Source organism: Burkholderia sp. Ac-20384 (genome assembly GCF_017104605.1).
In the GTDB taxonomy this organism is placed as follows: Bacteria; Pseudomonadota; Gammaproteobacteria; order Burkholderiales; family Burkholderiaceae; genus Burkholderia; species Burkholderia lata.
Map to the genome: position 1 here is coordinate 38883 of NZ_JAAGPE010000017.1, position 25791 is coordinate 64673.

Below are 25791 nucleotides of genomic sequence, written 5' to 3' on the forward strand. Positions count from 1 at the left end.
TCGTCTATTTGTGAGAGGTCGCTCCATGCGCGTCGAACGGGTTCCATACCGCTTAATCACTGCTGCAACGGCTGCCGTTTTCCTGGCCGCGTGCGGAAAAAAAGAATCGGCACCGCCGCCGCAAACGCCGGAAGTCGGCGTCGTCACCGTCCAGCCGCAGGCCGTGCCGGCGGTAACGGAACTGCCGGGTCGCACCAGCGCGTTCCTCGTCGCACAGGTGCGTGCGCGGGTCGACGGCATCGTGCTGCGCCGCGAATTCACCGAAGGCACCGACGTCAAGGCCGGTCAGCGCCTCTACAAGATCGACCCGGCACCGTACGTCGCCGCGCTGAACAGCGCAAAGGCGACGCTCGCAAGGGCACAGGCGAACCTCGTCACGCAGAACGCATTGGTCGCACGTTACAAGGTGCTGGTGGCCGCGAACGCGGTCAGCAAGCAGGACTACGACAACGCAGTGGCTACGCAAGGGCAGGCAGCGGCGGACGTCGCAGCCGGCAAGGCGGCGGTCGATACCGCACAGATCAACCTCGGCTATACCGATGTCGTCTCGCCGGTTTCGGGCCGCGTCGGCATCTCGCAGGTGACGCCGGGCGCGTATGTGCAGGCGAGCCAGGCGACGCTGATGTCGACGGTGCAGCAGCTCGACCCCGTGTACGTGGACCTCACGCAGTCGAGCCTCGACGGGCTGAAGCTGCGCCAGGACGTGCAGAGCGGCAAGCTGAAAACGAGCGGCCCGGGCGCGGCGAAGGTGTCGCTGATCCTGGAAGACGGCAAGACCTATTCGGAGCCGGGCAAGCTGCAGTTCTCGGACGTGACGGTCGACCAGACCACCGGCTCGGTCACGATTCGCGCGATCTTCCCGAACTCGGGCCGCGTGCTGCTGCCGGGCATGTTCGTACGCGCACGGATCGAGGAAGGCGTGAACGAGAACGCGTTCCTGGTGCCGCAGATCGGCGTCACGCATGACCAGAAGGGGCAGGCGATCGCACTGGTCGTGAACGCGGCCAGCAAGGTCGAGACACGTCCGTTGACGACGGCCGGCACGTACGGCCAGGACTGGATCGTCGAAGGCGGTCTGGCAGCGGGCGATCACGTGATCGTGCAGGGCGTCGACAAGGTGCGTCCGGGCGCGACAGTGAAAACGGTCGCTGCGCAGCTCGCACCGGCGCCGGACGCTGCGTCCGGCACACCGGCAAGCGCCGCGAATGCGTCCGGCGTCGCGCCGGCGAGCAACGCCGCCAATGCTGCCGCGCGTTCGACCGCCGCGTCGACCGCGCAATAACGAGGAGTCCGTTTCATGGCCAAGTTCTTTATCGATCGCCCGATCTTTGCGTGGGTGATCGCGATCGTGCTGATGCTGGCCGGCGTCGCATCGATCTTCAAGATGCCGATCGCGCAGTATCCGACGATCGCACCGCCGACGATCCAGATCCAGGCGAACTATCCGGGCGCTTCCGCGAAGACGGTGGAAGACACGGTGACGCAGGTGATCGAGCAGCAGATGAGCGGTCTCGACAACTTCCTGTACATGTCGTCGACCAGCGACGACTCGGGTAACGCGACGATCACGCTGACCTTCTCGCCGGGTACGAATCCGGACGTCGCGCAGGTGCAGGTGCAGAACAAGCTGTCGCTTGCGACGCCGAACCTGCCGCAGGTCGTGCAGCAGCTCGGCATGCAGGTCACGAAGTCGAGCAGCAACTGGCTGATGTGGTTCGCGTTCAACTCCGACGACGGCAGCATGTCGAAGGAGGACCTGACGAACTATGTGGCGTCGCACGTGCTCGATCCGCTCAGCCGCGTGAACGGCGTCGGCCAGACGCTGCTGCTCGGTTCGCAGTTTTCGATGCGCATCTGGCTCGACCCGGTCAAGCTGACCAACTACAGCCTCACGCCGACCGACGTGTCGGCCGCGATCACGCAGCAGAACGTGCAGATCGCGGGTGGCCAGATCGGCGGCACGCCGGCGAAGCCGGGCACGATGCTGCAGGCGACGATCACCGAATCGACGCTGCTGCGCACGCCCGAGCAGTTCGGCAACATCCTGCTGAAGGTCAACCAGGACGGTTCGCAGGTTCGCCTGAAGGACGTCGGCCGCGCGGCGCTCGGCTCCGAGAACTACACGTTCGACACGAAGTACATGGGGCAGCCGACGGCCGGTCTCGGCATCCAGCTCGCAACCGGCGCGAACGCGCTGGCGACCGCGACCGCGCTGCGGGCGAAGATCGACGAACTGTCGAAGTATTTCCCGCACGGTCTCGTCGTCCACTATCCGTACGACACGACGCCGTTCGTGCGCCTGTCGATCGAGGAAGTGGTCAAGACGCTGCTCGAAGGCATCGTGCTGGTGTTCCTCGTGATGTACCTGTTCCTGCAGAACCTGCGGGCAACGATCATCCCGACGATCGCGGTGCCGGTCGTGCTGCTCGGTACGTTCGCGATCATGGGCGTCGCCGGCTTCTCGATCAACACGCTGTCGATGTTCGGCCTCGTGCTTGCCATCGGCCTGCTGGTCGACGATGCGATCGTGGTCGTGGAGAACGTCGAGCGCGTGATGGCCGAGGAGGGACTGTCGCCGAAGGAGGCGACCCGCAAGGCGATGGGCCAGATCACCGGCGCACTCGTCGGCGTGGCGCTCGTGCTGTCGGCGGTGTTCGTGCCGGTGGCGTTCTCGGGTGGCTCGGTCGGCGCGATCTATCGTCAGTTCTCGCTGACGATCGTGTCGGCAATGGTGCTGTCGGTGCTCGTCGCGTTGATTCTGACGCCGGCACTGTGCGCGACGATCCTCAAGCCGATCCCGCAAGGGCATCACGAGGAGAAGAAGGGCTTCTTCGGCTGGTTCAACCGCACGTTCGACCGCAGCCGCGATCGCTATACGGGTGGCGTGAATCACGTGATCCGTCGCTCGGGACGCTGGCTGGTGATCTACCTGGCCGTGTTCATCGCGGTCGGCGTGATGTTCGTGCGCCTGCCGAAGTCGTTCCTGCCGGATGAAGACCAGGGCTACATGTTCATGATCGTGCAGACGCCGTCCGGCTCCACGCAGGAAACGACCGGCAAGACGCTCGACAACATCAACACGTACCTGACCACCACCGAGAAGGACGTGGTCGACTCGGTGTTCACGGTCAATGGCTTCAGCTTTGCGGGCCGAGGCCAGAACGCCGGTCTCGTGTTCGTGAAGCTGAAACCGTACGAGCATCGCCAGCGTTCGGACCAGAAGGTGCAGGCGCTGATCGGTCGGACCTTCGCGCACTACTCGCAGTACAAGGATGCGATGGTGATCCCGTTCAACCCGCCGTCGATTCCTGAACTCGGGACGGCAGCCGGCTTCGACTTCGAGCTGACGGACAACGCCGGTCTCGGCCACGAAGCGCTGATGGCCGCGCGCGGGCAGTTGCTCGGGATGGCCGCGAAGGATCCCGCGCTGGCGCTCGTGCGCCCGAACGGCCTGAACGATACGCCGCAGTACAAGGTCGACATCGATCGCGAGAAGGCGAACGCGCTCGGCGTGACGGCTGCTGCGATCGACCAGACGTTCTCGATCGCGTGGGCGTCGCAGTACGTGAACAACTTCCTCGATATGGATGGCCGGATCAAGAAGGTGTACGTGCAGTCGGACGCGCCGTTCCGGATGACGCCGGAAGACATGAACATCTGGTACGTGCGCAACAGCGCGGGCGGCATGGTGCCGTTCAGTGCGTTCTCGACCGGCCACTGGAGCTACGGTTCGCCGAAGCTCGAGCGCTACAACGGCGTGTCGTCGATCGAGATCCAGGGGCAGGCCGCGGAAGGCAAGTCGACCGGCCAGGCGATGGCGGCAATGGAAGCGCTCGCGAGCAAGCTGCCGGAAGGTATCGGCTACTCGTGGACGGGCCTGTCGTTCCAGGAAATCCAGTCCGGCTCGCAGGCGCCGATCCTGTATGCGATCTCGATCCTCGTCGTGTTCCTGTGTCTCGCGGCGCTGTATGAAAGCTGGTCGATTCCGTTCTCGGTGATCATGGTGGTGCCGCTCGGTGTGGTCGGCGCGCTGCTCGCGACGATGCTGCGTGGGCTCGAGAACGACGTGTTCTTCCAGGTCGGCCTGCTGACCACCGTGGGCCTGTCCGCGAAGAACGCGATCCTGATCGTCGAGTTCGCACGCGAATTGCAGACGAGAGAGAACATGGGGCCGGTGCGCGCGGCGATCGAGGCGGCGCGTCTGCGGCTGCGTCCGATCCTGATGACGTCGCTCGCGTTCATGCTCGGCGTGCTGCCGCTTGCGATCAGCAACGGCGCGGGTTCGGCCAGCCAGCATGCAATCGGCACGGGTGTGATCGGCGGGATGATCACGGCGACGTTCCTCGCGATTTTCATGATCCCGATGTTCTTCGTGCGGGTTCGCGCGATCTTCAGCGGCGAGACGGAAAACGTCGACGACGCATGGCGTCTCGTGCAGGGCGACCTGCAGCGCGGTCACGACGACGCACACGATTCGAAGGGGCAGTAACGATGCAAAAACACGCTTTGACTGCAACCGCGGCCGCCCTGGCTGCCGCGTTGTTCGCTGCGGGCTGCACGATGGCGCCGCATTACAAGCGGCCCGATGCACCCGTCGCGCAGACGTACCCGGCCGGCGGCGTCTACGCGACGCAGCCGGGGGCGGCCGGCGCGCGCAGCGCGAACGGCCAGGCGGCGACCGCCATCGGCTGGCGCGAGTTCTTCGTCGATCCACGCCTGCAGCGGCTGATCGAGATCGCGCTGAAAAACAACCGCGACCTGCGCGTGTCGGTGCTGAACATCGAGGCGGCGCGCGCGCAGTACCAGATCACGCGCGCGGGCCTGTTCCCGACGCTCGACGGCATCGGTACCGGCAGCCGTCAGCGATTGCCGAATGCGCTGACCTCGGTGTCGGGCCGGAACATCACGACGACCTACAACGTCGGGCTGTCGGCGTCGTGGGAACTCGACCTGTTCGGCCGCGTGCAGAGCCTGAAGGACCAGGCACTCGCGCAATACCTGTCGACGTCTTATGCGCGGCAAGCGCAGGAGATCTCGCTGGTATCGCAGGTGGCTGATCAATACCTGACGCTGCTGTCGACCGACGACCTGCTAAAGGTCACGGAGGACACGCTGAAGTCCGCGCAGGACTCGTACAACCTGACGAAGCTGAAGTTCGACAACGGCACGGGCTCCGAGCTCGACCTGCGTCAGGCGCAGACGGTGGTCGAGACGGCGCTCGCGAGCCAGCAGTCGCAGGCGCGCGACCGTGCGCAGGCGCTGAACTATCTGGTACTGCTGATCGGCGAGCCGCTGCCGGACGACCTGCCGGCGGGCATGCCGCTCGACGCGCAGAACCTGCTGACGGACGTGTCGGCCGGGTTGCCGTCCGACCTGCTGATGCGTCGCCCCGACGTGATGCAGGCCGAGCAGTCGCTGCTGGCCGCGAATGCGAACATCGGTGCGGCCCGCGCGGCGTTCTTCCCGAAGATCTCGCTGACGGCCGCGTTCGGCACGGCCAGCCCGACGCTTGGCGGCCTGTTCAAGGCCGGCACCGCGGCATGGTCGTTCGCGCCGAACATCGCGCTGCCGATCTTCGAAGGCGGCTCGAACCTCGCGAACCTCGATCTTGCACACGTGCAGAAGCGCATCGAGATCGCGAGCTACGAGAAGGCGATCCAGTCGGCATTCCGCGAAGTGTCGGATGGCCTTGCCGCCCGCGGCACGTACGACCAGCAGATCGCGGCGCTCGAGCGCAACGAGCACGCGCAGCAGCGACGTTTCGACCTGTCGGACCTGCGCTACAAGAACGGCGTCGACAGCTACCTGTCGGTGCTGACTGCGCAGACGGATCTGTACAACGCGCAGCAGTCGCTGATCAGCGCACGTCTGGCACGCTGGACGAACCTGGTCACCCTGTACCGCGCGCTGGGCGGCGGGTGGGTCGAGCGGGCCGGCGAGACGCCGCGCGCGCCGGATGCACCGGTCGACTACGACAGGGCGGCTGCTCCGGCGCCCGCGTCGGTAGCGGCAACGAACGGGTAAGCAAGACCGAGGGCAGGGGCAAGTCATGACCCCTGTTCGCGGAGGCTGCCCGACGCGAAAACGAAAACGCCACGGATGACAACCCGTGGCGTTTCTTTTTACGCAGCCAACGTAGCCGCGCGCATTGGACGCGGCGTTACGTTACCCCTGCTTTTCCCAAAGCGTGCGGCCGAAGAACGTCAGCGTGCGATCCCACGCCGTTTGCGACCACACCGGATCGAATTGCGTGCCGGCGATGCGGCCGGGGCCGACGGCGGTTTCGTTTGCGAACGCGTGATGCGCGAGATAGCGATGGAATTCGACATTGACCTTCGCATCGGTCAGCTTCTTTTCGAGCGCATCGACCTGGTCGATCGCGAAGAATGCGTCCTGCGTGGCCCAGTGGCCCATCAGCGGCACCTTGAGCTTGGCCGGATCGAGGTAGTCGAGCGGCGGGAAGCCGTACCACGTGACGCCTGCGTCCGCATCGGCGAACTGCAGCGACAGCAGCGTGAGTGCGCCGCCCATGCAGTAACCCGTCACCGCGACCCGCGAGGCCAGCGTCTTCAGATGCGTCACGGCGCCCGGAATGTCCTGCGAAGCCGCGTCGCCGAAATCGAGCCCGGTCATCAGGTGATGCGCTTCCTCTTCCTCGACCGTCGATTTGCCGCGATACAGGTCGGGTACGAGTGCGAAGTAGCCGCAGCGCGCGAGGCGATCCGCGACGCCGCGGATCTGGTCGTTCAGCCCCCACCATTCCTGGATGACGACGACCGCGGGCGCGCCTTCGGTCTTTGCCGGCGTGGCGAGATAGCCCTGCAGTTCCTGGCCGTCCGGGCGTCGAAACGTGATCATGGAACCGGATGTTTGAGACATGAAACCGCTCCTTTTCGAAAAATGCGATGAGTGCGGCATCGGGGCCGGCCTGCGGGCACGGCGACGATCGGGCAAGCCGGGCGTCGTGGTTCCGCTCGCGTTCGTTTCGGCCGGCACCGACCACGCGGCCATTCTATGCGCAAACACCGGCTACCGTCGTGAACGGAGCCGCGCGGTACGCGATCCGCAAGATCGCGTCGATCGAGGGCAGGCAATCCGTTCCGGGAGCGGACGACCGGAAAGCAAACACCCCGCCCCGATGAACGGGAGCGGGGTGTTTCGTCTGCTGCGCGCGTATCGGAATACGCGGGCGCGTGTCCGGCTTACTGGCCGAAATACACGGAGTCGCGGCCATCCTGCTTGACTGCGATCGCGCGGCCGGCGCGTACGCCAGCGGCGGCTTGCGCGCCGTAGCCGGTTTCATCGGCGTTCGTCACGCGGGCCTGGGCGGTCTGCAGCGCGCGCGGGTAGTACTGATCGGAGACTTCGGGCTTGTAGCCGGCCTGTTCGAGCTGGACGAGTTCCGCGCGCACCTGGGCACGCGTCAGCTGGCCCGACGGGTTCGATTGTGCAAATGCGCCGTACGAGGCGGACAGGGCGGTTGCGGCGACGACTGCGTAGATGAACGACTTCATGATGACCTCCGGTTTCATTGATTTCGCGCTTCGCTTGTTGCGTTCAGCGGTTGATTGCATCGTAGCGATCGCGCTACCGGTCGGAAATACGCGTTCCAGCGATTAATTATTGCAACTGGGTAAACGATCCGGGCAGGCGGGTATTTCGTCTGATGATTGCGAGGGCGTCCGGTGCCTGGCAGGGACTGCGGATGGACCTTCGAGCGGGGCAATGTCGTCGATCGGCCGGGGCCACACAACGATCAGTTGAATCGCATTCCGAAATATTTGAACGAGGCCTTCGATATCGGCCGTGCCGTCCGTGCGCACTGCCGCGTCACTCGACCACGACCGCCTGTCGTTTCCGGTATTCGGCAGGCGTGATTCCGACATGCCGGGTGAACGACCGCCTGAGCGTATCGACATTCGCGAAGCCGCATTTCGCGGCGACCTGTTTCGGCGTGTCGTGGCCGTTCTCGAGCAAGTGGCGGGCGGCCGAAATGCGGGTCGCCTCGACCCATGCGGCTGGCGTCATGCCGACTTCCGCACGGAACAGCCGTGCGAAGTGACGCGGACTCATGCCCGCATGCTTCGCCATTTCCGCCACCGAATGCTCGAGCTCCGGATTTGCCGCGATCCAGCGCTGGACCTCCTGCAGTACCGAACGCCCGGCGGGGCGCGCCTCGCCCTTGCGGCTGAACTGGAGTTGCCCGCCCGGGCGCTTGAAGAACATGACCAGTTGCGCGGCGACGCGCCGCGCGATCTCGCGTCCGAGATCTTCCTCGACCAGCGCGAGCGCGAGATCGAGCCCAGCCGTGACGCCGGCGCCGGTGCGCAGCTTGCCGTCGCGCACGTACAGCGCGTCCGCGTCGACAGCGAGCGACGGATAGGCTTCGGCAAGCGCGCCGGCAGCGGCCCAGTGCGTGGTCAGGTGACGCCCTTTCAGCAGGCCGGTGGCCGCGAGGATGAATGCGCCGGTGCAGATCGAGCCGTAGCGCTTGCTCTGCACGGCTGTCGCTCGCAGCCACGCGAGGACGTCGGTGCGCAGTGCGATCCGGCCGGCGCTCGGCGCACCGGCGACCAGCAGCGTGTCGATTCGCTCAGGAATGTCGGGAACGATCCAGTCGGGCAGCAACTGCGCACCGGACGAACTGCGGATCGGACCGGACTCGCTTGCAATGATCCGCAACGTATAGAACGGCTTCCCGCATTCGGCGTTCGCTTGCGCGAAGACGTCGAGCGGTGCGGAGACATCGAGCAGTTGAACGCCCGGAACGGCGAAAATTCCTACGACCTTCGGCATGATCGATTGCGTGGCGTGTCGAACGTGACGGGTAGCAGTATAGAGGCGCCAGCGGCGCGTGACGCGGGCTGATGAGCCTGTTTCCTGCGTTCTTCTTGCCGCGCGGGCACCGTGTCCGTCCGTCGCACAAAATGGCAGGATTTGACGTAATGCGTCTATTGAAGCCAGCTATCGGTCTCCGGAGAATAAAGGGTGTTTCCAATGGAGGTCGATCATGACTGAGAACGTTGCAGGCATCACCATTCCCGATAGCCAACTGACGCGTGAGATCACTGAGCTCGTTCGCGATACCGCGTCTCCGTTGCTGTTCCATCATTCCAGCCGGGTGTTCTATTTCGCGGCGCTCGCGGGCCAGCGGCGCGGGCTGAAATACGATCCCGAGCTGCTCTACTGCGGCTGCATGTTCCACGACATGGGGCTCACGCACAAACACAGCAGCGCGTGCGAGCGTTTCGAGGTGGACGGTGCCAACGCCGCCCGCGATTTCCTGAAGGGCAAGGGCATCTCGCAGCAGGATATCGACGTCGTGTGGACCTCGATCGCGTTGCATACCACGCCGGGTATCCCGCAGCACATGCATCCGGTGATCGCGCTCGTTACCGCAGGCGTCGAGATGGACGTGCTGGGCCTGACGTATCCGGAATACAGCGACGTCGAGCGCGAGGCCGTCGTTCGTGCGCATCCGCGTACGCCGCACTTCAAGGAGGACATCATTCAGGCGTTCTACGACGGGATCAAGCACAAGCCTGACACGACATTCGGCAACGTAAAGGCCGACGTGCTCGCAGACAAGGATCCGCATTTCCACGCGGGCAATTTCTGCAGCGTGATCCGGGCGTCCGCGTGGGCCGGCTGATCGGCTTCCTTATGGCACACGATCCCCGGCACTGAGTAGGGGGAAACAAGAGCCGGGGTTGCGATATTGATCAGGAGTCCGATCATGTCGTGAAAGCAGGACGCTCGAGAACCGACTCGCGCCTGCGGCGACCGTGTCCATTCAGCACCGCTCCTGTTGCGTGGCGGTTCGTCTGTCCGGACATCGGCCGGCATCAGTCGACTGGCGGAATCCTGCCTTCCGACAAGGTCTGGATAAGCCGGGCGCGACGTCGCTCGAGATCCGCCAACTGACGCTCGATGGCTGCGAGGCGTTGCTGCTGGACCTCGGTGACCTGATCGCACGAGCGCGCGCCTTCGATCAGAAGCATGCAGTCGGGAAAGCCGCGAATGTCGTCGATGGTGAAACCGGTCGCAATCATGCGCTGAATCTGCCTGACCTGTGTGACTGCCTTGTCGGGAAACATGCGGTAGCCGTTACTTGCACGTACCGACGCGAGCAAGCCATGTTCGTCGTAGTGCCGGATCGACCGCACGCTTGCGCCGGTATGTTGCGAGAGCGCCCCTATCGTCAGCCATTTCTGCATGAGTATCGTGTCCATGAACGTCAGCCTGGCACATGCCGCTTGACTCTCACATCAGTGTAAGGGTTGAGACTCGGAGAACTGCTCACTTCCGAGGACTTTTTCATGCGGATCCGATCGCTGATTGATTTGCTGAACGCAGTAGTAACGGCGGCAATACTGATTACGTCGGTGCCAAGTGCCGTGGCTGCGCCCAAAAGCTACATGGTTACGTCGAAAGACGGCGTAAGACTTGCGGTTCAGGAAGACGGCAACCCCGATGGCCGCCCGGTGATCCTGATTCACGGTCTGCTCGGCAGTCGTTTGGACTGGGACGCGCAAGTGCAGAGCGCCGAATTGCGCCACTACCGCATCATTACCTATGATCTGCGCGGCCATGGTCTCTCGGACAAGCCGTCCGGAGCTGCGCCGTATCGCGATGGACGTCGTTGGGCCGATGACCTTGATGCCGTCGTCAAGGGCGCGCATGCGCGCAAACCCGTTGTGGTCGGTTGGTCGCTGGGTGGCGTAGTGATATCCAACTACCTCGCAGCCTACGGGGACCGCGACGTCGCGGGTGCCGTCTTTGTCGATGGTGTGGTCGAACTCGCACCTGGTCAAATCGTCGATCATCCCGAGGTCTATCGCGATATGAATTCGCCGGATCTGAAAACGCATTTGGACGGCGAGCGCAGATTCTTGGAATTGTGCTTCAACCATCGACCGGGTGCCGAGACCTTCAGCCGGCTTCTTGCCAATGCCGCGATGGCATCGTGGGATATGCAGCGGGCAATCCCGACGATGACGGTTTCCGCTGCCGAGGGGCTCGGCACAGCGCGCGTACCGCTGCTTTTTGTCTACGGCGGTCACGACGCATTGGTCGATACGCGCAAGACGCTTGCACGTGCGATCACGCTGAATTCACGGATCGCCACCAAGGTATATGCCGATTCGGGCCACGCGCCGTTTATCGAGGAGCCCGACCGGTTCAACCACGACCTGGCGGCATTCGTCAGGTCGGCGTCCGGGCGCTGAAGCCGTCGTGCACCAGCGGGGAAGGATGGCAAACGAAGTCGGACGAACCGCGGACAAGGACTTCTTTCCCGGTTCTGTCAGCCTCGATCGAGCGATTTCGCCATCTCGCGAATCTGCGCGTGGCGACGGGGACTGTTCACGCCCATCTTATAGTCGGAACGCTAATCGATAAAAAAGTTGTTACGTGACAACCATGTGATACTTGCATGGACTTTATATACTGAATAGATACAACCTTCCGCCGAAGCGAATCTTCGATTCGCGACCGTACTCACCTGCTTTCAGACCGGCGACGCCTGCCCGCCGCTGCTCTCACGAAGGCTTCGCCGGGTGCCACCTGCGCCCTCCAACCCGTTTCCGCCTATTTTCGGCAAAACGCCTATAATGATTGGGCAAATTGCCGGGAGAGGTCATGAGCACCATTGCTTTCCATCCTTCGGGCGTCGCGCATCCGCGTCAGGCCGAATTCACGATTCTCGAGCAGCTGTTGGCGATCCGCGTCCGATCGGGGGCCGATCTTGCCGAGTTGGCGAGCGCACGCGTCGACGTCTCGGTGATCGACCGTCTGTCCGAGCGCGGGCTGAAATCCGACGAGCTGGCCTTCATCATTCCGCGTCGCACGCTGAGCCATCGTCGCCAGGCGCACGAACGCCTGTCGCAGGAGGAATCCGACAAGGCGATCCGTCTCGCGCGCATCGTCGCGCAGGCGACGGCCACGTTCGGCGACCAGGACAAGGCGATGGCGTGGCTGCGCAACGGGCTCGAGCGCTTCGGCGGCCGCACGTCGCTCGACATGGCGAGCACCGAGCATGGCGCGCGGCTCGTCGAGGAAGTCCTCACGCAGATCGACGAGGGGTACTTCGCTTGACGACGCTGTGGCGGATCAGCAATTTCGCCGACCTGAAAGGCATCGGCGGGTTGCGCGCCGGCGGGCGCTGGCACTTTGCCGGGCAGCCCGTCGTGTATCTCGCCGAGCATCCGGCGCTCGCGCTGCTCGAGACGCTCGTTCATTTTGAAATCGCTACGGTCGCGCAATTGCCGAGCGGATACCAGTTGCTTCGCATCGAGGTAGCCGATTCGGTCGATATCGCCGAAATCGCGGAGGGCGACGCGCCTGACGACTGGCGATCCAACGTCGACTGGACCCGCAGCGCCGGCACCGAGTGGCTGCACACACAGCCGAGCGCGCTGCTGCGCGTGCCGAGCGTCGTCGTGCCGCACGCGCACAACTTCCTGCTGAATCCGCTGCATCCGGCCGCATCCGAGGCCCGTGTCGCGGAAGTCATGCAATCACCGTACGACACCCGAATTCTGCGGCTGATCCAGTCGAAGCAGGGCGAATAGGGCGCCGATCGACACGCGACCCGTGCCGGGCGCGGGCGGGATCAGCGCTCGTGCGCGGCCCGGTCGGCGGCCGCGTCGGGCGGCAGCGTCTGCCGGATGCGCGTGACCGTTCGCGCGCTGACGAGACCGAGCATCGCACTGACGTCGGCATGCGCGTGGCCTGCAAGCAACTGGCGGCGTGCATACGTATTGCGCAGCACGCGCGGGCTCAGGTCCGTCGCGTGGAAGCCGATCGCGGTCAACGCGTCGCGCACCACGAGCAGCAGGAACATGTCGTTCATCGCGCCACCGCCGCGCGGCGCGGGAAACAGCAACGCGGATGCCGGTGCGTCTGGCGAGCGCACGCGCCATGCGGCGAGCGGCGCCAGCGCAAATTCGGCGAGCGCGATCCGGCGTGCCGGCCGTGCCCGATCGCGCGGCACGGATAGCGCAGGCGGCCGCGCGTCGAGATCGGGCGCGCCGCAGGTGGTCGCGCGTATCTCGGCCGACGTGATGCCGCTCGCAAGTAGCAGCGCGACGATCGCGCGATTCCTGCAGTCGGCCGGCGTGTCGCCCGCTCGTGGCTGCACATGGCGCTGCAGCGCCGCGTCGGCATCGGGCGGCAGGTAGCACGGCTCGGGCTCGCCGTCCGGCCATGCGAGATCGCGCGTCGTCCGGCCGGCCGGATGGATCGTGCGCACGCCGGCTTCGACCAGATGCCGGCTCAGCCGGTCGATCAGCTTCGCGTAACGCACGCGGGTCGACGTGCCGGGCGCGCAGGTACGCTCGAGTTCCGCCAGGAAGGCTGCGACGTGGTCGGGCCCGAACGTGGCGAGCGACACGCGCTGTGCAATCAGGTAACGCAGGAACCGTTCGAACATCGCGACGTGCTGCACGACCGATCGCGGCGCGAACGGCCGGCGATCGGCGCCGGTCGCGGCGGTTTCCTGCCACGCGCGGAAGGCGCCAACGGGGTCGTGAATCCAGCGATTCGTGTCCATGCACGATTTATAGCCGGACGCGGTGACGCCGGCAATCGTCCCGATGTCCTTTCGGCCGCCCGGCCCGATGCAAGCGACGCGTCAGTGCGCGGTACGCGTGTCGTCGATGTCGTCGTTGTTCATCGTCAGGTAGACGAGCACGAGCAGCAGCGTGATGAAGAAGCGGAACGCGTCCGGCACGCCGTTCCATTGTTTCGACATCCACATGCCGAACCACTCGCCGCCGACCGACATGAAGGCGACCTGCCACGTGAGGAAGCCGAGCGTCAGGCCGGCGATCGCATATGCCTTGGCCGCACGGAATGCAGCATCGCCGGTGCGTCGCGCGCGCAGCAGACGGACTCCGCCGATCCAGCACAGCACGGCCGTCAGCGTTTCCATCGAGATGATGCCGATATAGCCGACGTGATGAACCCACGTCGTACCGATCGCGCGATACATGATCCCGTTGCCGGGGAACGTCGTGTCCATCAGGAACACGTGATGCACGAACGCGAAATTCGTCGCGTAGTCGGTGATGTTGCCGAACGCGACGAGCGATGCGAAAAAAGCCATGGCAAGCACCATGGCTGCCTTGGAAAGACGAACGATCACAATGGACTCCGAAATGAATGGGCAGGCGAAAGCGCGACCGCGCGGCGATCAGCCGGCGTTCGGGGCGATACCTGCATGAGCGTGTCCGGCGGGGCCGGCGGTTTGCGTGCGTGGCACGGCGGCGCGGAGATCGGGACTGGAAAACCTGAAGCCGGGGCGGCGTCGAGGAGACGCACGCGCCGGCTGGATCGAGTGCCCGCGCCAGGAGGGAGCGGCGATTGTCGGTCGAACCTCGAGCGTCGTCAAGCGGGGCCTGCGCGCGTATCGCGCTGCCGGCCGTCGCCGTTATGCGTCGCGCGAAGGTGCAGTTGCCGCTACCGTGCCTACCTGTCCCCTTGCCCGCGCCAATGCAGCGAACGCCAGTTGCGTCGCAATGGCCGCGAGCGTGCCGGCCGCCATGCCGTTGCCGAGCACGATCTGCACCGGCGCACCGAAATGGCGATACAGGTTCGGCACCAGGATCGGCGCAAGGCCGACGACGAGCGCGGCTGCGAGCGTGTACTGGTTGGCGCGTGCGTGCAGGTCGACGCTGGCGAGCAGCCGGATGCCCATTACGCCGATCATCGCGAACACGACCAGCGCGGTGCCGCCGACCACGGCGGCCGGAATCGCATACGCGAGCCGCGCGAGCGGTGCAAACAGCGCGATGACGATCAGGATCGCACCGGCGGCAGCCGTCACGTAGCGCGAGCGCACGCCAGTCGTCTGCACGACACCGATATTCTCGGCGCTGGTCACGATCAACGGCGTGCCGAACAGCGCGCCGACCAGCGACGCCAGCGCATCGCCGCGTATCGTCTTCGGCACGTCGCGTGGCAGCGAGATCGGCTTGCCGCACGTTTCGCCGACGGCGACCGTCTGCGCGGTGGCCTCGGCCATCGAGATCGCGGTGAAGATCAGCAGCGGCAGCGCGGCCAGCACGTCGAAGCGCGGCATCCCGAACGGCAGCCATACCGGATGCGTGAACAGCGGGCCGCGCCACACGTCGGCGAGCGCCGGCATCGCATCGAGCGCCCAGCCGAGCGTCGCACCGGCCATCAGGCCGATCAGCACCGCGAGCCGCCCGAGCGTGCCGCGGAACGCACCGGCCACGACGACGGTGGCGACGATCGTCGCCAGCGCGAGACCGAGCGCGCGTGGCTGAGCGAAATCGGCCGAATCGGGTTGGCCGACGACGATCGTCGCGTAGATCCGGATCAGGTTGACCGACACGAGCAACAGCATCGCACCGACGACGATGCGCGGAAAGAGCCGCAGGCAGCGCGTGAAGACGGGCAGCAGCACCCAGTAGAACGCGCTGGCGAGCAACGCCGCGCCGGCCGCCGTCGGCAGGCCCGATTGCGCGGCGATGCCGGCGAACAGCATCGTCGGTGCGCCGCCGGGCACCATCACGAATGGCATGCGTGCACCGATCGGCCCGGCGCCGAGCGATTGGAGCAGCGTGCCGATCCCGCACGCGAAGAACGTTGCGCCGATCAGCTGGACCGTCAGCTCCGCGGGCAGCGCGAGCACTTTTGCGATCAGGAACACGGCCGTGATCGGGGACGCGGCCATCGACAACACGTGCTGCAGCCCGAACAGCACGAGCTGCCAAGCGGGCAGCCGCGTGTCGACGGGCGTTGGGATCGGATCGTGCGACACGGCAGGCCCCTTCGAAGCGAACGGCGACGAGCGCCGGAAACCGGCGATGAACGGAGGGTCAGTCCCGCAGCCAGGGCAGTTGCGCGGCGCTGTAGCGGAACGTCTGGAACACACTGTTGAGTTGCCCGGGGCCGGTCTTGCGCGCGGCTTCGTCCGGGTATTCGGCGAACCACGGAATCACGTATTCCCAGACGACCTCGCCGGCCGGCGTCACTTCGAACAGCCTGCCCGTCGACGATTCGGTGACGTGCGTGTTGCCGTTCGGCAAGCGCTGCGCGTTGCCCATGAACGGCGTGTAGAACAGGTTCACGACGTCGTCCGCGTACGACCACACGACGCGCTGCGTCGCCGGATCGATCTCGACGACGCGCGAGAACACGACGTGCGCGCCGTGGCGGAAATTGCCGTTGTCGAATGCGAGGATGTTGCCGTTCGCGAGCGGCACCGGCGCGTGCTGGTGCGACACGACGTCGGACCCGATCCGCAGGTCGACGCGGCCGGTTGCGCGGTCCACGCCGATGATGCCCGACGTCGTGCGCAGGCTCATCAGCACGCGGCCGTTCGCATCGACCGCGAGGCCGTTGACGAGCGGCCAGTGATAGCGCCCGAAGCCGGCCGCGATCGGGAAATCCTCGGGCCGCAGATGGTCGCGCGCATGCCATTCCCAGACGATCTGCCCGGCCCGGTTGACTTCCCGGATCACGTCCGAATACATCACCTCGTCGTCACCGTGCGGCGTGCCGCCCGGCACGCGCCGCGCGAACGCGGCGTCGACCGGCTCGCACGCGGCGTAGAGCAGGTTGCCGTTCGGCAGCCACTGCGCATCGTGGTGGTGCGCGGGATCCTCGTAGCGCCACACGGTTTCGCCTTGCGGCGTGACTTCGTAGAAGTCGCCGCCATGCCACATCGACCACGGCGCATAGCGTGATTCGGATTGCGGATGATTGCCGTTGTAGCCGAGGTTGCCGTTCGCGAGGATGACCGCATGGCGGCCGGGGCGCACGGGCATTTTCCACTGATGAGCGACCTCGCCGTCGATGCCGACGAGATAGACGTTGCCGTCGGCCGTCTGCGGCGCGATGAGCGTATAGCCGCCCGCTGACAGGGCGGGATCGTGGGCGATGAGGCCGACGCCACGGCGGCGCTGGGTAATCTGGTCGACGGTTGTCACTGCGGTCTCCATTCGAATCGGACACGGGGATGCAGCGGAATCTAGACGATCCGGACGGTCAGTAAAATCGGATTATTCTTGACGCCCTGTTCGAAAAAATCTAACGGACCTCATATGCGTTCGATATCGCAGACATTCCGCTGTTTCGACGAAGTCGCGAGACGCGGCTCGATCCGCAAGGCGGCCGACGCGCTGCACCTGACCGCTGCGGCGGTGCACCAGCAGATCCGCAATCTCGAGGAGCAGGTCGGCGTACCGCTGTTCGACCGGTTGCCGCGCGGCATGCAGTTGACGCTGGCCGGCGAGATCGTGATCGCAGCCGTGCGGCGCGGCCAGCGCGATTTCGACAATGCGCTCACGCAGGTCGAGGACCTGCGCGCGCTGCGACGCGGGCACGTGAACCTGGCGGTGCCCGCATCCACCGCGGAAAAGCTCGTGCCCGACGCGATCCTCGCCGCGATGCAGCGCTACCCGGGTGTCACGTACAGCGTGCGCTCGGGAAACGGCGAGAGCATCGTGCGCTGGGTCGAGACGGGCGAGGCCGACATCGGCTATGCGCTGCGCCGGCGCACGTCGGCGGGCGTCGTCGAAGTGCGCGCGTTCGCTCAGCCGCTGGGCGTCGTCACGGCACCGGGCCATCCGCTCGCGGCGTCCGGCGGCAAGGTGCGGATGCGCGACTGCTTCGCGCATCCGCTGATCCTGATGACACCCGACACGGAACTGCGCGCGATGTTCGACCAGATCGATGCGCGACAGCCGCGCAACGTGCGGCCACTGGTCGAGACGGGTTCGGTGCCGATGGTGCGGCGCCTGGTGGCCGAAGGCGCGGGCGTCGGCTTCCTGATTGCCGAGAACGTCGCGGAAGACGTGGCCGCCGGCCGGCTCGCATGGACGCCGCTTGCCGACGCGGGGGCGCGCTCGTTCAGCTGCATCTACCAGCGGGCGGACATGAGCGCGACCGTCGCGATGACGATGTTCCTCGCGTTCTTCTCCGAGACGATCGAAGCCATGGAAAGCGGCTTCGCGCCCGACGGCCGGGCAGCCGGTAAGCGCCGTCGGGCAGCAAAATAAGGACGTTGCGACGTAACGCCATCAGCCGCGCAGGCGCATCGCACTGCGATGCAGTGCAGTGCAGCACGCGAACCCGTGTGCGAGATCGGCGACGTTGCGTACGCAACGTCCGGTCGCATTACGTCATTCCCTTATTGCGGAAAAAATTTTGTTCATGGGACTATCGAACGCGTTGCCGGCGCACCGAGGGGGGCGCAGGCAGCGTGATGTCCATCGCAACGACCTACAAGAACATCGGCAGACAATGAACAGAACAGCGATTTTTCCGTATGCGTCCGCGTTGCTCGCGGCCACCCTGTTGACGGCATGCGGCGGCGACGTCGAGAACGAAGCAGCCCGCACGCCGACACCTTCCACCGATGCGAGCTGCCTCGCGGTCGACAACAGCGGTGCGACGGTCGTGGTCGGCTCGAACCAGCCAGGCGACCCGTCGTTGCCGGAAGCGTCGTCGGGTTATCGCACCGGGATGAAACCGGTCTATGCGAAAACCTATCTGGTGGCCACGTCGAACGCGTACGCAAGCGCGGCCGGTTGCGCGGTGCTGAAGAAAGGCGGTACGGCTGCCGACGCGGCGGTTGCCGTGCAGGCCGTGCTCGGCCTGACCGTACCCGAAGCGACGGGCCTTGGCTCGGGCGGCGTGCTGCTCTACTACGATGCGCGCGGCAAGACGCTGCAGGCATACGACGGCCGGGAAACCGCGCCAGCCGCCGCGACGGAGAACTACCTGCGCTACGTCGACGACGCGACCGACCAGTCCGCGCCGCTGCCGAACGCACGGGCGAGCGGCCGCTCGATCGGCACGATCGGCGTGCCGAGGCTCATCGAGGCGCTGCAGCAGGATCACGGCCGGCTGCCGTGGCAGAACCTGTTCGGCGATGCGATCACGCTCGCGACCAACGGCTTCCCGATCGGTGGCCGGCTCGCCGATGCGATCGCGGCGAACGCTGCGAACCTGAAGCGCGACCCCGAGGCCGCCGCGTATTTCCTGAACGCGGACGGTTCGCCGAAGACGCTCGGCACCGTGCTGAAGAATCCCGCGTATGCGCACACGCTGACGCTGATGGCGCAGTCGGGTGCGAATGCGCTGTACACGGGGCAGATCGCGCAGGACATCGTCGCGAAGATCGCCACGACGAAGGGCGCGGACGGTTCGACGCTCACGCCGGGCAAGACGACCGTAGCCGACCTGGCCGCGTACCAGGCGAAGCGTCGCACGCCGGTGTGCACGACCTATCGCAGCTACTGGGTATGCGGGATGCCGCCGCCGTCGTCGGGCGGCATCGCGGTCGCGTCGGCGCTCGGCATTCTCGAGAACTACGACCTGAAGTCGCTGAAGCCGACGGCGATCGATCTCGAAGGCGGCAAGCCGACCGTCGCGGGCGTGCATCTCGTCACCGAGGCCGAACGGCTCGCGTATGCCGACCGCGACAAGTACGTGGCCGATACGGATTTCGTGCCGCTGCCGGGCGGCACGTGGGATACGCTGCTGAACAAGCCGTACCTGAAATCGCGTGCGGCGCTGATCGACCCGACCAAGAGCATGGGGACCGCACAGCCCGGCAATCTCGGCGCGGTGCCGCTCGGTGTCGACACGACGCTGATCGAGCACGGCACGAACCAGTTCACGATCGTCGACGGCGACGGCAACGTGCTGAGCGCGACGACGACGGTCGAGTCGAGCATGGGCTCGTTCCACATGACCAACGGCTTCCTGCTGAACAACCAGTTGACCGATTTTTCCGCGAACCCGGTCGACAGCGCGGGCAATCCGGTGGCTAACCGCCTGCAGCCGGGCAAGCGGCCGCGCAGCTCGATGGCGCCGACGATCGTGTTCGGGCAGGCCGCGGACGGCTCGCGTGGCGATTTCGTGATGGCGACCGGTTCGCCGGGCGGCGGCACGATTCCGCAATATGTGGTCAAGACGCTCGTCGGCGCGCTCGACTGGGGGCTCGACGCGCAGCAGTCCGCGGGGCTCGTCGACTTCGGCGCGAGCAACAGCCCGACGACCACGATCGGCGGCGAGCACCCGAACGTCAACACGGCGAACAACGGGGCGAACGATCCACTGATCACGGGGCTGCTCGCGCTCGGGCACAAGGTGTCGACGTCCGCGCAGGCGAGCGGCGTCAATACGGTGATGCGCGTGACGGTCGGCCAGTCGCCCGCGTTGCAGGGCGGCACCGATCCGCGGCGTGAAGGCGTCGTGCTCGGCGATACGTTCCGGCCGTAATCAGGCGGTACGCGCACGGCCCCGATCTGCCCGCATTCACCGACGGGCCATCGGGGCCGCACATCGTGAAGGAGTCGACATGACGAACGCGCATCTGCTTGAAATGGACGCCATCCTGTCGGTGCCGAGCTTTTTCGACTTCCTCTGCGACCTGGATTGCGACCGCGCGCTGGACAGTCGCGATGCCGAGCCGTTCGATACGCAATGGATGACGTCGTTCGACGAAGTCGACGACGATCCAGGCGCAGCGGTCGACCGGTCCGCCGTAAGCGTGCTGAGGGAAAAGGCGTTCAAGCTCGCGTTTGGCGCGTCGGGGAACGCCGCTGTGGCGGCTTGCGTATCCGACGATATCGAACTCATCGCGAGGAGCAGGTTGTCGGGCAGCATCGACGGCTGGCCGACGCACGTTCTTTGGCATGCTTATAGAAGCGGCCGGTTTCCCTGCTAGCCGTTTCGCTTGCCTGGTTTCTCGATCCGTTGCGATCGATCGCGTTGCCGCCGCGGAATGCTCCGCGTGGCGTACCTCCCAGGTTCATCCAGTCCACCAATCAATCCCGCCGCAAGCCGCCGATTGTCAAGCAGTGTGAGTCAATCGTCAGCATTTGCAACGGAAGTAACAGTCCCCGCAAATCAATCGTTTTGCTCGTTCGCGCCGCTACATTAGCTCCACCTGCCGCACGTCGCGGCAAGGCATGCGACAAGCCGCACGAAGGCGGCCCGCAGCAACAACGTCTTTGGGGAGAATGACCATGAACAAGATTCGTACGATTCTGGTGGGTGCTGCACTGACGGCGATGGCGACTTCGGCTGCGTTCGCACAGACGGCCCAGACCGGTGCCCAGGGTTCCGCAGGTGTCGGCGCGCAGGTTCAGACGCCGCTGCTCGGTGGCGGCGTGGGCGTGCAGGCTGGTGGCGGCGCGAATGCGGCAGGTTCGGGTTCGGGTGCGGGCAACGCCGTGGGCGGCGCACTGAACGGCGTCGGCAAGACGGTCGGCGGCGTGGGCTCGGCAGCCGGCAATGCAGTGGGCGGCGCGACGCATGCAGTCGGTTCGGCAGCGGGCACCGCGAAGGATGCCGCCGCATCGGCCGTCCACTCGACGAAATCGCACGTGAAGCACGTCGCAGGCACGGCGAAGAGCCACGCGCAAGGCGCGGTGTCGACGGCAGGCGACGTTGCAGGCGGCGCGAAGGCGAAGGCCGGTGAGGCGCTCGAAGGCGCAACGAACCCGGTGAAGGGTGGCGCATCGGTCGGCGTGAAGGGTTCGGCGTCGGCGCAGGGCGGCGCGCTGTAAGCGTCACGCTTCCCGACACAGCCCGGCCCGCTTCGATGCGGGCCGGGCTTTTTTTATCGGCGCGCGGCGCGCCGTTCATCCCGTTCTCGATATCAGTTCATCCGGGTACGCAGATTCGGCAACGCAAAGTCCGAGATCGAACATGCCTGATCCTGCCGAGGAGACATGGCATCACTCGCACCCAGCCAACGCCCGCCCGGACGCTCAACGCACAGAGCCGCCGTGATTGGCCATGTCTGCATTGCGTGCGGCGAGCAATGCGATCAGGCCGTCGATGCCGTGCTTGCCGATTTCGTCGCTGAATTGCTGGCGATAGATCTGCACAAGCCACACGCCGAGCAGATTGAGGTCGTAGACGCGCCAGCCGTTCGCCGTGCGATAAAGGCGATAGTCGATCTCGACCGGTTGCCCGTTATAGATCGCGACCGTACGGACGACTGTATCGGCGCGATTGGCGTCACCGTGTGTGCCGGGGTACTGAAATTTCTGATCGGGCGTGAGCAAGCCTAGTGCGCCTGAATACGTGTGAATCAGCAGACGCTGGAATTGTGCGGTGAGTTCGTCCTGCTGCGCGGGCGTGGCCTCGCGCCAGTGGCGTCCCGTCGCCAGGCGCGTGGTGCGGCGAATATCCGTGTACGGAAGGATGTCGCGGTTGACGATATCCATGATGCGTGACGTATCCGCGGGATCGATCGCGCGTTTGCGCAATTCGTCCTGCACTTTCTCGGTCGCGGTTTGAATCAATACGCCCGGATCGGTTTGATCCTCGATATGCACATAGTTGCCGCTGTCGCTCGCGCTACAGATTGCCGGGCAGGCCATCGAGCCCAACACAAGCGAACAGCAGACGATGAGTTTTCGGGAATGGTTTCGCATCTTTGCATTGAAAGTGTGCTGCGACAGGGGGGCATTGGTGCGGCAGCCAACCTCAATGAAGTTATCTGCCGTCAATACAGGAACGCGGCGGCACGCAGTGAACTGTGGCAAAGACGGAGCATGGCGGCCGTGTACGTGATGTCACACGGTTTCTTGCCCGAAACGACGCCGTGCTGCGTTCCATGTGTTTCGGTTGCGCCGGGGAATAGGGCAGTCGTCGCCAAAGCGTGTCGTGCGATAAGGTGGAGCATGCACCGATAGCCGGATCGCGTCGAGATGGACGGGCGGCAACATATCGTTTCACCTTGCGAAGCGACGCGCGAGTCGTCAGTATTTGTGCGCGTCCCGGATGCGAGCCATATTTCGAAGTACGGAACATGGAATCGACAAGAACGCGGACGCGCTCATCCGTTTCCGCTCAGTGCCGCGAGTGCGGCTCTGTCCGCTTCCAGCGCCCGCGGAATCAGCGCATGCAGCGCTTCGATGAAGGTCTTGATTTTCGCATCGAGATATTGTCGAGACGGGTACAGGACGTGTGCTGTCAGCGGTTGTAACGTATGTTCGGGCAGCACACGCACAAGGGCGCCACTGCGCATCGCCGGCAACGCGGTCGGCATCGGAACCGCGCCAATACCCGCTTCCTCGCGCAATGCCGTCGCGAGCGCGTCGGCGCCGTTGACCAGGAACGACGCCGGCGGCAGACGAAACAGCTCGTCCCCGTGCGGCCCGTCGAAATGCCAGAGATCGTGCGGAAACAACGACGACACGATCGGCACGCACTGGTGTCCGTCGAGGTCGGCGACACTGCGCGGCAGGCCGTGTCGCGCAAGATACGACGGCGACGCGCAAAGCACGCTGTGCAGTACGCCGAGCCGCTGTGAAATAAGACCCGAATCGGGCAGTGTCGTTGCGGTCAGTTGCAGCGACACGTCGTAGCCTTCTTCGAGCATGTCCGGCACCTTCTGGGACAGCGTCAGGTCGACCGACACCGCCGGATGCTGCTTGCGGAACGCGACGACGGCCGGTACGACGTACGACTGTCCGAAGCTCGTCGGGCTGTGAACGCGCAGACGACCCGACGGGCGCGCTTGCGCATCTGCCGCCTCTGCCTCGGCTTCGTCAATCGATGCAAATATTTGCTCGCAACGCCGCATATAGCGCTCGCCGGCTTCCGTCAGTGCGATACGACGCGTCGAACGATTGAAGAGACGCGCGCGCAAGTGCGTTTCCAGCGCGCTGATTGCGCGCGATACATATGAAGTCGTCGTGTTCATGCGTGACGCCGCGCCGGTGAAGCTGCCCTCTTCGGCGACGCGTACGAATGCCTTCATGCTCTGCAGTATGTCCACGATTCGTCTGTTGTTGATCCGGCAGAATGTGGGTATCGGATGAAACCCGAAAAGATCTGTCGAAGAGAGTTAATGTGCCGCTAGCAAGCGTGAGGGTCGAGGATAGTCGGGGATGGGGATTTTCCCGCCGCGCTATTGTACGGACTCTCTTCAACGGTTGCGCTGAGACGGGTACTTGCGCGACAAGCTCCTTGCAGCGTGGATGGCCGGCTCTTGATAGTCCGCTTCGGCGCGCTGTCGAGGGCAGCCTCGCCAGGCGCGGTGGTTCGCGTCGGTACCTGATGCTTCAAATGCGATTCAAAGGGATAGCGTGATAAAGGCAATCTTCTTCGACTACGATGGGGTGCTGACGGCGGATAGAACCGGGTCGGTCACGACAATCCGATACCTGAGCGAACAGTCCGGCGTTGAGTACGACATGCTTCGGAACGCTTTTGCTCGCCATAACGCGGACCTGTTGCTTGGAAAGACGACGCACAACGCGATATGGCGAGCCGTCTGTGAGTCGGTTCGGCATGAGCTCGATTTCGGCTGGCTTGAAGCGGCATTTTTGAGCACGCCGGCGAACGCCGGAATGTTTGACCTCGCTCGACGCCTGAAACCGTTTTATGCGCTGGGAATCATCACGGATAACAAGAAGGGCCGAATCGATTGTCTGCGGAAGGCTCAGCGACTCGACGATCTGTTCGATCCGATTGTCGTGTCCGCGGAAAGAGGATCAGGCAAGGAAGGGGTTGCAGTATTCGAGTACGCATTAGGCTGTCTCGATGTGAAGCCGGAAGAAGCCATGTTTATCGACAACACGCCCGAAAACCTGATTGCCCCGAGACAGTTGGGCATGCACGCGATCCTGCACGATGACAGCCGGAACGATATCGACGGATTGATCGCGACGTTGACGACGGAATTCGATCTCAGGTTGCGCTGACATCGCGTACCTGTTCGTGCTGCCGGTTGGGCTCGTCGCTGGTGCGCCGGGCGGCGTCACCGGCACGGGCCCGCGACGGGCGGCGTGCGCGCCCCCTGCCCATTGCCTGTCCGCCATGCTTAAATAGCGGGGCTCCCGGTTGCCGGGCCGCCGCAATCGTGGCGCCGGCCGATACGGGCCAGCACGTCCGATCGACATCGTGACGGCAGACGACACCAAAACGCCGTTCCGGCCAGTCCGGCGCGGCCCGATAACATTCCGAGGCTTCACGTCATGACCATCCTGTTCCGTCTTCTCGCGCTCGCCTGCGCGCTCTGGCTGGCCGCCTGCGCAGCGCCGCCTCCGCCGCCCGCCAGCACCAGTGCGTCCGCCGCTGCACCGGATGCCAGCGAACGCCGCGGGCTCGGCACCGCGTGGGGCGAGTCGGTGCGATCCGAAACCCGCCAGGTCGATTTCGAACGCGCGGATCCGGCGAAGCCGACGGATCTCGCGTCGGTCTACTACAACGATGCGTTGCCCGGACACCCGGCCGCGTCCCAGGTTCGCCGGTTGCCGACGCGCGTCGCGCTTGCCAACGGCGACATCGCGCTGTCGTTTACGGACGAAAAGGGTGCGCCGTTGCGTCTGGCGCGCAGCGATGGCCGCTGGCACATGGCGGGCGTCGAAGGTTCGCGCTACATGATCGTGTTGCGCAACCAGGGGCGCCGCACGTTCGAGATCGTGTCGAGCGTCGACGGGCTGGACGTGCTGTCGGGCCGGCCGGGCAGCTATACGAACGGCGGTTACGTGCTGTATCCGGGTCGCACGCTGACGATCGAGGGCTTCCGCAAGAGCCGCGACGAAGTCGCCGCGTTCCGTTTCGCGGCAGTGCCCGACAGTTATGTCGCGAATTCCAAGTACGGCGATGCCGCGAACGTCGGCGTGATCGGCGTCGCGGTGTTCGCGCAGAAGGAGAGCGAGGAGGAAGCGCTGCGCCGCAACGCGAATCCGTTCCCCGGCAATGACAACGGCTATGCGCCGCCGCCGGTGCCGCGCGGCGAGTGACGGCGCCTCGTGGATCAGCCGCGTGCGTCGTGACGAACGATGC

Annotated in this window: 23 protein-coding genes; 13 read left to right on the top strand and 10 right to left on the bottom strand. The window is 65.1% G+C overall.

Translation table 11 applies throughout. The features are described 5' to 3' along the window. Positions 1-25: 25 nt before the first annotated feature. Genes G3O00_RS05405 through G3O00_RS05415 form a run of 3 tightly spaced genes read left to right on the top strand, consistent with a single transcriptional unit; the run spans position 26 to position 6024 of the window. Positions 26-1282 carry an efflux RND transporter periplasmic adaptor subunit gene (locus G3O00_RS05405; protein ID WP_206142331.1) on the top strand — a complete coding sequence of 419 codons (1257 nt, stop codon included), beginning with the start codon at positions 26-28 and terminating at the stop codon, positions 1280-1282. 15 nt (positions 1283-1297) lie between these two features. Further along, a complete protein-coding gene (locus G3O00_RS05410) occupies positions 1298-4489 on the top strand; it encodes an efflux RND transporter permease subunit (protein WP_011349302.1) in 3192 nt (1063 codons plus the stop codon). Between the two features lie 2 nt (positions 4490-4491). Then, positions 4492-6024, top strand: a complete 1533-nt coding sequence (locus G3O00_RS05415) for an efflux transporter outer membrane subunit (RefSeq protein WP_206142332.1) — start codon at positions 4492-4494, stop codon at positions 6022-6024. 141 nt (positions 6025-6165) lie between these two features. Here the strand turns inward: G3O00_RS05415 and G3O00_RS05420 are convergent, their stop codons facing one another. The 3 genes from G3O00_RS05420 to G3O00_RS05430 all read right to left on the bottom strand — a co-directional run bounded on the left by G3O00_RS05420 (position 6166) and on the right by G3O00_RS05430 (position 8796). Then, entirely contained in the window at positions 6166-6879 is a 714-nt protein-coding gene (locus G3O00_RS05420) for a dienelactone hydrolase family protein (RefSeq protein WP_011349304.1), read from the bottom strand. Between the two features lie 323 nt (positions 6880-7202). After that, positions 7203-7514 (bottom strand): DUF4148 domain-containing protein, encoded by a 312-nt coding sequence (locus G3O00_RS05425; RefSeq protein WP_011349305.1) that lies wholly within the window; start codon positions 7512-7514, stop codon positions 7203-7205. Between the two features lie 316 nt (positions 7515-7830). Continuing rightward, positions 7831-8796 (bottom strand): GlxA family transcriptional regulator, encoded by a 966-nt coding sequence (locus G3O00_RS05430; RefSeq protein ID WP_206142333.1) that lies wholly within the window; start codon positions 8794-8796, stop codon positions 7831-7833. Positions 8797-9010: 214 nt separating this feature from the next. Between G3O00_RS05430 and G3O00_RS05435 the strand changes: the two genes are divergently transcribed. Further along, entirely contained in the window at positions 9011-9652 is a 642-nt protein-coding gene (locus G3O00_RS05435; RefSeq protein WP_206142334.1) for an HD domain-containing protein, read from the top strand. 193 nt (positions 9653-9845) lie between these two features. Here G3O00_RS05435 and G3O00_RS05440 read toward each other — a convergent pair whose 3' ends face one another. Further along, positions 9846-10232 carry a MerR family transcriptional regulator gene (locus G3O00_RS05440; protein ID WP_011349308.1) on the bottom strand — a complete coding sequence of 129 codons (387 nt, stop codon included), beginning with the start codon at positions 10230-10232 and terminating at the stop codon, positions 9846-9848. Positions 10233-10319: 87 nt separating this feature from the next. On the opposite strand from G3O00_RS05440, the gene G3O00_RS05445 reads away from it, so the two are divergent. From G3O00_RS05445 to G3O00_RS05455, 3 genes are all read left to right on the top strand, one after another. Then, positions 10320-11228: an alpha/beta hydrolase gene (locus G3O00_RS05445; protein ID WP_174928888.1), complete on the top strand. Its 909-nt coding sequence runs from the start codon at positions 10320-10322 to the stop codon at positions 11226-11228. A gap of 412 nt (positions 11229-11640) precedes the next feature. Then, positions 11641-12096, top strand: a complete 456-nt coding sequence (locus G3O00_RS05450) for an antitoxin Xre/MbcA/ParS toxin-binding domain-containing protein (protein WP_174928887.1) — start codon at positions 11641-11643, stop codon at positions 12094-12096. Next, the gene (locus G3O00_RS05455) at positions 12093-12572 is read left to right on the top strand and encodes an RES family NAD+ phosphorylase (protein ID WP_174928886.1); all 480 of its coding nucleotides are present in this window, start codon (positions 12093-12095) and stop codon (positions 12570-12572) included. Before G3O00_RS05450 ends, G3O00_RS05455 begins: the two co-directional genes overlap by 4 nt. A 41-nt stretch (positions 12573-12613) precedes the next feature. Here the strand turns inward: G3O00_RS05455 and G3O00_RS05460 are convergent, their stop codons facing one another. The 4 genes from G3O00_RS05460 to G3O00_RS05475 all read right to left on the bottom strand — a co-directional run bounded on the left by G3O00_RS05460 (position 12614) and on the right by G3O00_RS05475 (position 16970). Beyond that, the gene (locus tag G3O00_RS05460; RefSeq protein WP_174928885.1) at positions 12614-13552 is read right to left on the bottom strand and encodes a site-specific integrase; all 939 of its coding nucleotides are present in this window, start codon (positions 13550-13552) and stop codon (positions 12614-12616) included. An 81-nt stretch (positions 13553-13633) separates the two neighbouring features. Then, positions 13634-14146, bottom strand: a complete 513-nt coding sequence (locus G3O00_RS05465) for a DUF2165 domain-containing protein (RefSeq protein ID WP_174928884.1) — start codon at positions 14144-14146, stop codon at positions 13634-13636. 285 nt (positions 14147-14431) lie between these two features. Further along, positions 14432-15787: a uracil-xanthine permease family protein gene (locus G3O00_RS05470; protein ID WP_206142335.1), complete on the bottom strand. Its 1356-nt coding sequence runs from the start codon at positions 15785-15787 to the stop codon at positions 14432-14434. 58 nt (positions 15788-15845) lie between these two features. Further along, entirely contained in the window at positions 15846-16970 is a 1125-nt protein-coding gene (locus G3O00_RS05475; RefSeq protein WP_206142336.1) for an aryl-sulfate sulfotransferase, read from the bottom strand. Positions 16971-17072: 102 nt separating this feature from the next. Between G3O00_RS05475 and G3O00_RS05480 the strand changes: the two genes are divergently transcribed. The 4 genes from G3O00_RS05480 to G3O00_RS05495 all read left to right on the top strand — a co-directional run bounded on the left by G3O00_RS05480 (position 17073) and on the right by G3O00_RS05495 (position 21551). Continuing rightward, entirely contained in the window at positions 17073-18029 is a 957-nt protein-coding gene (locus G3O00_RS05480) for a LysR family transcriptional regulator (RefSeq protein WP_011349316.1), read from the top strand. A 244-nt stretch (positions 18030-18273) separates the two neighbouring features. After that, complete coding sequence (locus G3O00_RS05485; protein WP_206142337.1) at positions 18274-20259, top strand: gamma-glutamyltransferase family protein; 1986 nt, start codon at positions 18274-18276, stop codon at positions 20257-20259. Between the two features lie 79 nt (positions 20260-20338). After that, positions 20339-20707 carry a hypothetical protein gene (locus tag G3O00_RS05490; RefSeq protein ID WP_206142338.1) on the top strand — a complete coding sequence of 123 codons (369 nt, stop codon included), beginning with the start codon at positions 20339-20341 and terminating at the stop codon, positions 20705-20707. A gap of 301 nt (positions 20708-21008) precedes the next feature. Beyond that, positions 21009-21551: a hypothetical protein gene (locus tag G3O00_RS05495; RefSeq protein ID WP_206142339.1), complete on the top strand. Its 543-nt coding sequence runs from the start codon at positions 21009-21011 to the stop codon at positions 21549-21551. 204 nt (positions 21552-21755) lie between these two features. On the opposite strand, the gene G3O00_RS05500 is transcribed toward G3O00_RS05495, so the two are convergent. Together G3O00_RS05500 and G3O00_RS05505 are read right to left on the bottom strand one after the other, a co-directional pair. Then, positions 21756-22373, bottom strand: a complete 618-nt coding sequence (locus tag G3O00_RS05500; RefSeq protein WP_174929328.1) for an ABC transporter substrate-binding protein — start codon at positions 22371-22373, stop codon at positions 21756-21758. A 458-nt stretch (positions 22374-22831) separates the two neighbouring features. Continuing rightward, entirely contained in the window at positions 22832-23776 is a 945-nt protein-coding gene (locus G3O00_RS05505; RefSeq protein WP_174928879.1) for a LysR family transcriptional regulator, read from the bottom strand. Positions 23777-24086: 310 nt separating this feature from the next. On the opposite strand from G3O00_RS05505, the gene G3O00_RS05510 reads away from it, so the two are divergent. Both G3O00_RS05510 and G3O00_RS05515 read left to right on the top strand, forming a co-directional pair. Further along, on the top strand, positions 24087-24704 hold the full coding sequence (locus tag G3O00_RS05510) for an HAD-IA family hydrolase (protein ID WP_206142340.1): 618 nt from the start codon (positions 24087-24089) through the stop codon (positions 24702-24704). Between the two features lie 273 nt (positions 24705-24977). Beyond that, positions 24978-25748, top strand: coding sequence for a hypothetical protein (locus G3O00_RS05515; protein ID WP_206142341.1), 771 nt, complete (start codon positions 24978-24980; stop codon positions 25746-25748). The last annotated feature ends 43 nt before the right edge of the window (positions 25749-25791 follow it).

Excerpts from the sequence above, each read along its gene's own strand:
- G3O00_RS05405 (WP_206142331.1), top strand. The coding sequence starts at position 26 with ATGCGCGTCGAACGGGTTCCATACCGCTTAATCACTGCTGCAACGGCT.
- G3O00_RS05410 (WP_011349302.1), top strand. The coding sequence starts at position 1,298 with ATGGCCAAGTTCTTTATCGATCGCCCGATCTTTGCGTGGGTGATCGCG.
- G3O00_RS05415 (WP_206142332.1), top strand. The coding sequence starts at position 4,492 with ATGCAAAAACACGCTTTGACTGCAACCGCGGCCGCCCTGGCTGCCGCG.
- G3O00_RS05420 (WP_011349304.1), bottom strand. The coding sequence starts at position 6,879 with ATGTCTCAAACATCCGGTTCCATGATCACGTTTCGACGCCCGGACGGC.
- G3O00_RS05425 (WP_011349305.1), bottom strand. The coding sequence starts at position 7,514 with ATGAAGTCGTTCATCTACGCAGTCGTCGCCGCAACCGCCCTGTCCGCC.
- G3O00_RS05430 (WP_206142333.1), bottom strand. The coding sequence starts at position 8,796 with ATGCCGAAGGTCGTAGGAATTTTCGCCGTTCCGGGCGTTCAACTGCTC.
- G3O00_RS05435 (WP_206142334.1), top strand. The coding sequence starts at position 9,011 with ATGACTGAGAACGTTGCAGGCATCACCATTCCCGATAGCCAACTGACG.
- G3O00_RS05440 (WP_011349308.1), bottom strand. The coding sequence starts at position 10,232 with ATGGACACGATACTCATGCAGAAATGGCTGACGATAGGGGCGCTCTCG.
- G3O00_RS05445 (WP_174928888.1), top strand. The coding sequence starts at position 10,320 with ATGCGGATCCGATCGCTGATTGATTTGCTGAACGCAGTAGTAACGGCG.
- G3O00_RS05450 (WP_174928887.1), top strand. The coding sequence starts at position 11,641 with ATGAGCACCATTGCTTTCCATCCTTCGGGCGTCGCGCATCCGCGTCAG.
- G3O00_RS05460 (WP_174928885.1), bottom strand. The coding sequence starts at position 13,552 with ATGGACACGAATCGCTGGATTCACGACCCCGTTGGCGCCTTCCGCGCG.
- G3O00_RS05475 (WP_206142336.1), bottom strand. The coding sequence starts at position 16,970 with ATGGAGACCGCAGTGACAACCGTCGACCAGATTACCCAGCGCCGCCGT.
- G3O00_RS05480 (WP_011349316.1), top strand. The coding sequence starts at position 17,073 with ATGCGTTCGATATCGCAGACATTCCGCTGTTTCGACGAAGTCGCGAGA.
- G3O00_RS05485 (WP_206142337.1), top strand. The coding sequence starts at position 18,274 with ATGAACAGAACAGCGATTTTTCCGTATGCGTCCGCGTTGCTCGCGGCC.
- G3O00_RS05490 (WP_206142338.1), top strand. The coding sequence starts at position 20,339 with ATGACGAACGCGCATCTGCTTGAAATGGACGCCATCCTGTCGGTGCCG.
- G3O00_RS05495 (WP_206142339.1), top strand. The coding sequence starts at position 21,009 with ATGAACAAGATTCGTACGATTCTGGTGGGTGCTGCACTGACGGCGATG.
- G3O00_RS05500 (WP_174929328.1), bottom strand. The coding sequence starts at position 22,373 with ATGGCCTGCCCGGCAATCTGTAGCGCGAGCGACAGCGGCAACTATGTG.
- G3O00_RS05515 (WP_206142341.1), top strand. The coding sequence starts at position 24,978 with ATGACCATCCTGTTCCGTCTTCTCGCGCTCGCCTGCGCGCTCTGGCTG.